The following is an 8,686-nucleotide window of genomic DNA, read 5'->3' as shown; positions in this document are numbered from 1 at the left end:
TGTCCAAAACTCAACTTTCTAGGGGAAGTTTCGGACAGTGCTCATCGCGTTTGCCCGCGTTGCTACCCACGTCCAGGACCCCCGCCTTCAGGTTGGGGTCATCACAGAATGTCTTTCCGAGCGTACGTTAAGGGCAATTGGCTGATCCCGTGGTTCGCAGCGGCCTGAACCGCTCGCGGGGTTTGTCAATCTCGCTCCACAGATAGTCGCCGGTGAGGCTGATATGCTCCCAGGCCAACGGCGCGACATGGGCAAGCAGGGTGTCGGGCACGCCGAAGCCGCGGTCGCGTAGGTGACGGACGGCGCGATCCAGATAGACGGTGTTCCACAGAATGATGGCCGACACGATGAGGTTGAGACCGGAGGCGCGGTGCCGCTGGTTCTCGAAGGTGCGGTCGCGCAACTCACCAAGCCGGTTGAACGGGCGCTTTGCGTGGCAGGATGGTGCGACCTTTCGCGTAGAACGAGCGCAGCAACTCGACGGCGCCGAGCAGCGGATCACCCGCGCGTGCGGTCCGGAAGCGGAACGCCGCGACGAAGGTCGGCAGGAAGCGGCGGACCGCCGGATAGCGCTCCAGCACCTCGTCCAGACCGTCCTCACCAGGGCGGGTCAGTTCCTCCGCCGCGCGCACGCTCTGTTCGAGTGCCGGCCACCCGATCAGCTCATCGACCAGCGTCAGTGCATTGCTGCCTGAGCTCCGCGCATCGAGCAACGTCCGCCCGAGGCAGATATGCAGGCGGGCGGTGTCACGGAACAGCCGCGCCTGGTCGATCAGTCGTTCCGACCGGGTGCGATCGGCGCGCCGGAACATCGCGCCTACCAGTTTCTCGACCATCAGGATGGCGGCATCGGTCAGCGCCACCTCCATCTCGATCGCGAAGGCGACCAGCGTGGCGGGGTCCGATGGCGGGTGGAACAGCGCGGCGCGTTGCACTGGCGACAGGATAGGCACGACCATCTTGACCCTGTTCCTCCTTGCGTCACATAACGGCGCCAAGATGACGTTGATGCGACATAGCCGGAGTGACCGGTTAAGTGACATGAAGGAGCTGCTTTGCGGCGCTGCCGTCATCTGTCACGTGAACGCTCGTTAAAGTGACGGCGCTGATCGGCTATGTGCGGGTGTCGAAGGCGGACGGCAGCCAGGTCATCGATCTCCAGCGCGATGCCTTGGCGAAGGCCGGCGTCGATCTGGAACATCACCTTTATACCGATGCGGCATCGGGCAAGCGCGACGACCGGCCGGGACTGGAGGCGTGCATCAAGGCGCTGCGCCACGGCGATACGTTGGTGGTGTGGAAGCTCGACCGCCTGGGGCGCGACCTGCGCCATCTTGTCAATCTGGTCGGCGACCTGACTAGGCGCGATATCGGGCTGAAGGTGCTCGCCGGCGAGGGCGCTTCGATCGACACTACCACCGCCAACGGTCGGCTCGTCTTTGCGATCTTCGCAGGGCTCGCCGAGTTCGAGCGTGAGCTGATCGTCGAGCGTACCAAAGCCGGCCTTGCCGCGGCCCGTGCCCGCGGGCGGACCGGCGGTCGCCCGTTCAAGATGACGCCCGCCAAACTGCGCCTTGCCCAGGCCGCGATGGGCAAACCAGAAACCAAGGTCGCCGAGCTGTGCGTCGAACTCGGGATCACCCGCCAGACGCTCTATCGCTTCGTCGGGCCGAAGGGCGAACTGCGCAGTGACGGACAACGGCTTCTTGATCGGCAAAAGGCAAAATGAACCGACTGTTCCGCCAAGATCAGCTGATCGCCTGGAATACGATCCGCGCGACGTTCGCGAGTTGGCACGACCGCGCGATCGCCGCGCTGATGGTGCTTGCGGCGTTGGCGGTCGCCCGCGCGTGGTTCGTCGACCACCCTTGGACGGTTGCGGCATGGGCGGCGCTCGCTGCGGGCACGGTGATCGGCATCGGGGCGGAACGCCTCGTCCGGGCGCGCCTCGCCTTCCATGCTTTCGACGGATTGCTCGCGGCCGATGCCCTGCATCCGCAAATGCGCAGCCGCTACATGGCAGCATGGCATGGCGTCGGACTGGCGCTGCTGGCCGTAGTGTCCCTGATCGCCCGCCCTTCGCTGCTGGTCGTCAGCGTGCCTGCCTATCTCGCCGGCGTGCTGGTCGCCGGACTGACGGGTGGCGTCAGGATGCCGAAGCGGATCGCTGGTACGGCGCGACCGGGATGGACGCTTCGGGCATGGTCGCACCGCCCGATCGCCGGGGTGGCGGCCGCGACGGTGCTGCTACTGGCGCTGTTGCCGGCACGCACGCTGGGCACGAATGCGCTGATGGCGGTCGTCGGCATCGGGACGGTGTTGCTCGCACTGATCCTGACCAGCGTCGATGACGCTATCGTCCGCTTCATGACCATCGCCGGACAAGGATCACGGCACATCATCGCTCGCCACATCAGGGGATTGGCGTCATTCCTAGCCGTGGCGGTGTCGGCATGCTGGGTCATGCTCGGCCCGATCGCGGCTGGCATCGTTGCTGCCGTGTGCGCCGCGATGATGCTGCTCGTGAGCCTGCGCGTACTTGCCTACCGGCTGCACGCCAAGCGGTTCGCAGATCTCCTCGTCTCCCTTCTCGCAGGACTGCTCATGCTGGTCGCATACTCGATGCCCGTGGTTTTGCCCGTCATCGCTCTCGCCATGTTCTGGCAGTTGCAACGCCGGGGGCGGGCAAAAACGTGGCTGCTAACATGAACCCCGACGTCGATCTCGCGGGGGCAGCCGTCGAGCGAAGTGGACAGCGCGTCGTGCAGGATGTCGATCTGACGATCTCGCGCGGATCGTGGTTCGGCCTGATCGGCGCCAACGGATCGGGCAAGACCAGCCTGCTGAGAGCGCTTGCCGGTAGACTGCCCTTCGCGGGCGGATCGTGCCGCGTGGACGGCGAGGAATTGGCCGGGGATCGCGTCGGGCGGGCACTGCGCTTTGGCTTCTCTCCTCCCGCCGACAAGCTGCCGGATGCGCTGCGTGGATGCGACGTCCTCAAACTCGTCGGCGGGAGCATCGACGATGTCCGCTCGCGTTTGGGTAAACTGCATGAAGCGCTGGGTCTGGCTTCACTGCTCGACCGCTGGATCGGTGACTGCTCAGCCGGGCTGCGACAGCGGATCGCGGTCGCCGCAGCATTTGCGGGCGGTCACCCGCTCGTGATCCTCGACGAACCGTTTAACTGGCTCGATCCCGTCGCGATCTTCGATCTGCGCGAGGCCTTGCGAGACATGGTCGCTGGCGGCCTGACGCTTATCACCGCCCTCCATGACCTCGGTACGCTCGCGTCCGCATGCGACGCCGGTCTCATGCTCGCTGGTGGCGAGGTCGCGCTAGCCCTGGACGAGGACATGTTGCGGGCAGCCGCCCAGAACCCGCAGGCGTTCGAACGGCAGACAATCGACCGCCTGCGATCCGGGTCAGCCACATAGCTTGACGCTCAGGCCTTATCGTACGCTCCAGAAGAGATTCTGCGATGACCCCAACTCGGCGCGAATGGCGTCCGTCAGCCGCTGCCGCCCCTCGCGGGTCGGGTCGAGCACAAGGGTCCCGGCGCGTTCTTCGGGTGACAGCTTCGCGAAATCCCGTGCGATGGCGGTAACGCGGGCGTCGGGATCAGGCTGCTCGACGACGCGCCCGCCTCCGCGATCGAGCGCGTCGAACGCAGCGGCTGCGTCGCCTGTGAGCATCGCCTCGACCGCCTCGCGGGTGTGGGCGTTGGTCTGGCGGACGATCTGGTCGAGGACGAATGTCGGCATGCCCGCGTCCTGCAACTGGCCGAACGCCCTTCCGGCTTGGACCGAGCCGAGCTGAGCCACGTCGCCGACCAGCACGACCCGCGCCCCGGTTTCTTGGGCCTGGGCGAACAGCCGGTCGGTGTCGCGCGCGGACATCATGCTGGCCTCGTCCACGATCCAGGCCTCGCGGCCGTGCTTGATATCGGGGTTGGTGCCCATCAGCATCAGCGCGACGGTCATCGGCTTGGCGTCGATCGCGTCGGCCAGCGTGGCGGCTGCAGTCGCGGTCGGCGCGATAGCGCGGACGGTCAGTCCCCGCGCCCGCGCCGCGCGCGCATACTCCTTTAGAACGGTTGTGATCTTGGCGGTGCCGGCCGATCCCTGCACGCCGATCGTCGCGGCGCTCGACATCAACAGGCTCTTGGTGGCGGCGCGCTGACCTTCGGTCCACGCATGACCGTGCTCGGCCGATCGCAGCTCGGCCGTAATCGACATGGAAGCGAACGGCTTGCTCGCGACCGTCGACACGCTGGCACCCTTTAGCGGGTCGCTCTGACGAGGTTTGCTAATCCCTTTCAGTTTGAAGCTAAAGCGCCTATAAAGCAGACACCAAGCTTCAATCACGCGATCGGACCAGGTGATGAATGCAATTGTCAATCATGTCGGCGAGCTTGCGGATGCGGGCGAACGGATGATCGAACGCCTGCGGCGTAAGGCGTTCCTCCCCGAAAGCCGCAAGGGACTCAACGTCCGCTTCGGGATCGCCGAGGCCGCGCAATTGCTCGGCTGCTCGACCAACCGGATCCGCATGGCGGAAGGCGACGGTCGCCTGCGCCCTGCCCCGGCGGGCGAAAACGGGCGCCGGCTCGGCTATTCCGTCAAGGACATGCTCCAGATGCGCGAAGTGCTCGGTGCCTCCCCGCAACGCGCACCGCTCGATATCCCTGCGATCATCGCGGTGCAGAATTTCAAGGGCGGGGTCGGCAAATCAACCGTCACCTGCCACCTCGCGCATTATTTCGCGGTGCAAGGGTACCGCGTGCTGGTCGTCGATTGCGACAGCCAGGCGACTACGACGACGCTGTTCGGGTTTAACCCGCATTTTAACATCACGCGCGAAGAGACGCTCTACCCCTATCTGTCGATCGACCCGACTCAGGCCGACCTGCTCTATGCGGTCAAATCGACCCCCTGGCCCAACGTCGATTTGATCCCCTCCAACCTCGAACTGTTCGACGTCGAATATGAATTGGCCGCAGCGGGATCGGACGGGCAGTCGGTGCTCGCCGCTCGGTTCCGCAAGCTGAAACAGGGACTTGCCGATCTTGCGCGGAATTATGACGTTGTGCTGCTCGATCCACCGCCCGCATTGGGCACGATTAGCCTCGCGGTGATGCAGGCTGCAAATGCGCTGCTGGTCCCGCTCGCTGCGACTACTCCCGATTTCTGCTCGACCGTGCAATTTCTGTCGATGATGAACCAGGTGCTCCAGCAGCTCAGCCAGGCTGGAATCGAGGTCGAATACAGCTTCCTGCGGCTGATTTGCTCAAAGTTCGACGGCAACGATCCGAGCCACGCGATGGTCCGCACGATCATGGAACAGAGCTTTGGTCCTGCGCTGCTCCCGGTCCCGATTCTCGAATCCGCCGAAATCAGCCACGCCGCGATGCGGATGATGACGATCTACGAACTCGAGCGCCCGATCGGCACGCCCAAAACGCACAAACGCTGCCGCGCCAATCTCGACGAGGCGATGGGGCAGATCGAGCAGCTCGTTCGCCAGGGCTGGGGCCGGGTCGAGCCCGCGCGCGAGGAGGATGTGCTGCATGTCGCCTGAGCCAAAATTCTCGCTGTCCAACATGCCAGAGTTCCTGGTATGTACCGTTCGGGAGGTGCCACATGGCGCGTAGGCAGTCCGATTACCTTGCGGCCTTGCTGGCCGGGGACCCGGCCGAGACCGATGCGGGCGCGCCCCCTGCCCCACCCGCACCCGAACGGACGCGCGGCTCGACACTGCTCAACCGCGAGACCGCGCTGGCGCGCGTGACCAGTGGTGAAGTCCGGCAGGTCACGCAGTTGCTGCTCGACCCCGCGCGCGTGCGGGTCTGGCCGGGGAATGCGCGCAGCTACCGGCATCTCACCGAAGAGGGCTGCCGCGAGCTGATCGATTCAATTATTGCCGAGGGCGGGCAGAAGGTCCCTGCCGTGGTGCGCCGCGTGGATGGCGATCCGGCGCATGATTTCGAAGTAATCGCGGGCACCAGGCGGCACTGGTCGATCAGCTGGCTGCGCGCGCATTCGTATCCCGAAATGCAATTCGTCGCCCAGATCGCCAATCTCGACGACGAGGCGGCGTTCCGGCTGGCGGATCTCGAGAACCGCGCGCGCAAGGACGTGTCCGATCTAGAGCGCGCGCGCAATTATGCCGAGGCGCTTAAGACGCATTACGGCAACCATCTGACGCGAATGGCGGAGCGACTCAAAGTTTCGAAGGGCTGGCTGTCGAAGATGGTGAAGGTTGCACAGATCCCCGATGCGGTGATCGCCGCCTTCTCCTCACCCGCCGATGTCCAGCTCAAGCCCGCTTATACGCTGGCGCAGGCACTCGACGACAAGACTGCGGCCAAGGCGATCCAGGGTGCAGCGCGCGAACTCGCGCGCGAACAAGGCGCGCGTCGCGATCGGGATGCGGCTCCCTACCCTGCCGCGGACGTATTGCGGCGGTTGCTCAACGCGCCGAACGATCCCGCCGACAGCGCGCCTCCGTTCACCTGGGCTACGCCGCATGGCCGCCCCGGGCTCAGCGTCCAGTCGAGCAACCGGCAGGGCGTGACGATCCGGCTCCACGCCGGGTCGGGTGCCGGGACGGACGAGCTGGTCGACGCGCTGCGCCAGGCGCTCGCCCATCTGGAGGCGCAAGGCCGCGGGCTAAAACGGTGAGCGTGTTTCCCCGGGGAAACACCCGGAGTGTGTCGGCTTGACCCGCGGCGACCGTCAGAGCGTGTCCGGGCAGTTCGACCTTTTTCTCCCCTATCTCGTCGACCTGCCGCTACGAGACCAGCGCGAGATGATGGAGCGCCCGTTCTTCAGCCTCGCCAAGTCGAAGCGGGTTAAGCCGATCGATTACCGGAGCCCCGACGGCAAGCTGTGGGTCCATGTCTCGGGCAATCCCGACTACGGGATGGCGACAATCTGGGATGCCGATATCCTGATCTATTGCGCGAGCGTGCTCGCCGACATGGCGCGGCGCGGCGTCAACGACGTCCCGCACAGGCTCCATCTGATGCCCTACGACTTGCTCCGCGCGATCGGACGCCCGACGACCGGCCGCGCCTATGAGCTGCTCGGGCAAGCGCTCGACCGATTGGTGTCGACCACGATCAAGACCAACATCCGCGCCGAGAACCGCCGCGAGGCGACCTTTAGTTGGCTCGACGGCTGGACCCAGCTGGTCGACGAGAAAACCGAGCGGTCGCGCGGGATGACTATCGAGGTGTCGAACTGGTTCTGGGAGGGCGTGATGATGCAAGGCGGGGTGCTGTCGATCGATCGCGCCTATTTCGACCTTACCGGTGGGCGCGAGCGCTGGCTCTACCGCGTCGCGCGCAAACATGCCGGGGGGGCAGGGGAGGTCGGCTTCGCGATCGCCATGCCGACGCTGTTCGAGAAATCGGGTGCGGAGGGGCAGTACCGGCGCTTCAAGTTCGAGATTGCCAAGATCGTCGAACGCAACGCGCTCCCGGGCTACGCGCTCGCGCTCGAGGCTCCGGCGGGGAAGCGGGAGCCGTCGCTCCGGATGCAACGTCGCAGCGATGTCGAGCGGCCGATCAAGACCGTTGCGGCGCATGGGGCAGGGGGCGCGACACCAGCTGCGAAACCCGCGCCGGCGAAGCCTGCCCTCGCGGCGACCGACGACACGGAAACGATCGATGTTGCAGCACTGTTGAGGCGCTCTCGGGTCAGCCTTGCGACGCGGTCGACCGCCGGTGAAGTCACCGACGCGACGATGGCGACGCTGCGCGCCGAATGCCCGGGGTGGGACTATCAGACGCTCCACGCCGAATTCCGCAGCTGGGTCGAGGCAGACAGCGCGCGCACCCCGGTCAGCTATCAGGCGGCGTTCATCGGGTTCGTCCGGCGCTATCATGAAAGACATCGCCACGAACTCGGACGCTGATCGGCGTTTCGCGACCGTCGTTATCATTCCGCGCGGGAAGGGGGGTCGCGGCGTTGTGCCGGCACGGAGAGCTAATCCGTTCCCGATGTGTCGGGCGTTGCTCTCGTGGCCGTACATAGTGCCGCAGCCCGCGCGCAATTGAACAACCTTGGCAATCCCGTCGCGTGAAGTAATTCAATTATGAGTTGAAAAGTCACGCATTCTTCTGATTCATCGACACTACGGGAACGGGCCTCGCCCTTTCGGGAACGTCCCGTCGGTCTTTCGGGAACGACACGTTCGATCTTCCGGGAACCAAGAACCGACATTTCGGGAACAACGCTTACTAACCGACTCGCGCAATCCGGCGGTCGGTGGACCAAAAATGACCGCTTAACTCTCTAACCTAAAGTATAAACCGTCTAACCTTATGAGATGTCTATTCTTTGGAAATTAGAGAAGTATCGCTCATTTGAAAGACAGGTGCATCTGAGCTCACTTTGTACGATTACGTGGCGAAGCAAAGGGCGTTCGCCATGCAGACGAGGCAAGATGGGGAAATTACCTGCGTTTTTCGATACCACGCAGCAGCATAAGGCGTGCTTGTGCTGGTAAGAAGATCACAGGCCCACAGGCGCGCATGCGCCGCTCCAGGGTACCCCGGATAGCCGGGGTGACTCTGTCGGGATGACGGCGGTCCAGCTCGCCCAACACCGTTACCGGGCGCAGGCCAAGGGCCGTTGGGAGCATCGAAACGACGACTTCGTCCCAAGCCCCTCCAGTGGATTGA

General features: G+C 64.7%; 8 protein-coding genes and 1 pseudogene. 6 read left to right on the top strand and 3 right to left on the bottom strand.

Translation table 11 applies throughout. The features are described from left to right. Positions 1-127 precede the first annotated feature (127 nt). Positions 128-421 (bottom strand): annotated as a pseudogene (locus OXR00_RS19040) (Tn3 family transposase); the annotation flags it as partial. Further along, entirely contained in the window at positions 405-959 is a 555-nt protein-coding gene (locus OXR00_RS19035; RefSeq protein WP_267389802.1) for a hypothetical protein, read from the bottom strand. The pseudogene OXR00_RS19040 and the gene OXR00_RS19035, both read right to left, overlap by 17 nt. Positions 960-1,096: 137 nt before the next feature. Between OXR00_RS19035 and OXR00_RS19030 the strand changes: the two genes are divergently transcribed. The 3 genes from OXR00_RS19030 to OXR00_RS19020 are packed head-to-tail and all read left to right on the top strand — an operon-like array spanning position 1,097 to position 3,434. Then, positions 1,097-1,729, top strand: coding sequence for a recombinase family protein (locus OXR00_RS19030; protein ID WP_267389801.1), 633 nt, complete (start codon positions 1,097-1,099; stop codon positions 1,727-1,729). Continuing rightward, positions 1,726-2,709 (top strand): hypothetical protein, encoded by a 984-nt coding sequence (locus OXR00_RS19025; RefSeq protein WP_267389800.1) that lies wholly within the window; start codon positions 1,726-1,728, stop codon positions 2,707-2,709. The genes OXR00_RS19030 and OXR00_RS19025 overlap by 4 nt, the downstream gene beginning before the upstream one ends. Then, entirely contained in the window at positions 2,706-3,434 is a 729-nt protein-coding gene (locus tag OXR00_RS19020) for an ABC transporter ATP-binding protein (protein WP_267389799.1), read from the top strand. Before OXR00_RS19025 ends, OXR00_RS19020 begins: the two co-directional genes overlap by 4 nt. Before the next feature lie 15 nt (positions 3,435-3,449). On the opposite strand, the gene OXR00_RS19015 is transcribed toward OXR00_RS19020, so the two are convergent. Further along, positions 3,450-4,268, bottom strand: coding sequence for an AAA family ATPase (locus OXR00_RS19015; RefSeq protein WP_267389798.1), 819 nt, complete (start codon positions 4,266-4,268; stop codon positions 3,450-3,452). 112 nt (positions 4,269-4,380) lie between these two features. Between OXR00_RS19015 and OXR00_RS19010 the strand changes: the two genes are divergently transcribed. The 3 genes from OXR00_RS19010 (at position 4,381) to OXR00_RS19000 (ending at position 7,917) form a co-directional block, all read left to right on the top strand. Then, complete coding sequence (locus OXR00_RS19010; RefSeq protein ID WP_267389797.1) at positions 4,381-5,577, top strand: AAA family ATPase; 1,197 nt, start codon at positions 4,381-4,383, stop codon at positions 5,575-5,577. A gap of 62 nt (positions 5,578-5,639) precedes the next feature. Beyond that, on the top strand, positions 5,640-6,680 hold the full coding sequence (locus OXR00_RS19005; RefSeq protein WP_267389796.1) for a ParB/RepB/Spo0J family partition protein: 1,041 nt from the start codon (positions 5,640-5,642) through the stop codon (positions 6,678-6,680). A 37-nt stretch (positions 6,681-6,717) separates the two neighbouring features. Beyond that, positions 6,718-7,917, top strand: a complete 1,200-nt coding sequence (locus OXR00_RS19000) for a replication initiator protein A (protein ID WP_267389795.1) — start codon at positions 6,718-6,720, stop codon at positions 7,915-7,917. Positions 7,918-8,686: the final 769 nt, after the last annotated feature.

The organism is Sphingomonas sp. GC_Shp_3 (assembly GCF_026540945.1).
GTDB lineage: Bacteria > Pseudomonadota > Alphaproteobacteria > Sphingomonadales > Sphingomonadaceae > Sphingomonas.
The sequence above is the reverse complement of the archived record's forward strand: the minus strand, read 5'-3'. Positions and strand labels throughout refer to the sequence as shown.

Excerpts from the sequence above, each read along its gene's own strand:
- OXR00_RS19035 (WP_267389802.1), bottom strand. The coding sequence starts at position 959 with ATGGTCGTGCCTATCCTGTCGCCAGTGCAACGCGCCGCGCTGTTCCAC.
- OXR00_RS19025 (WP_267389800.1), top strand. The coding sequence starts at position 1,726 with ATGAACCGACTGTTCCGCCAAGATCAGCTGATCGCCTGGAATACGATC.
- OXR00_RS19020 (WP_267389799.1), top strand. The coding sequence starts at position 2,706 with ATGAACCCCGACGTCGATCTCGCGGGGGCAGCCGTCGAGCGAAGTGGA.
- OXR00_RS19010 (WP_267389797.1), top strand. The coding sequence starts at position 4,381 with ATGAATGCAATTGTCAATCATGTCGGCGAGCTTGCGGATGCGGGCGAA.
- OXR00_RS19005 (WP_267389796.1), top strand. The coding sequence starts at position 5,640 with ATGGCGCGTAGGCAGTCCGATTACCTTGCGGCCTTGCTGGCCGGGGAC.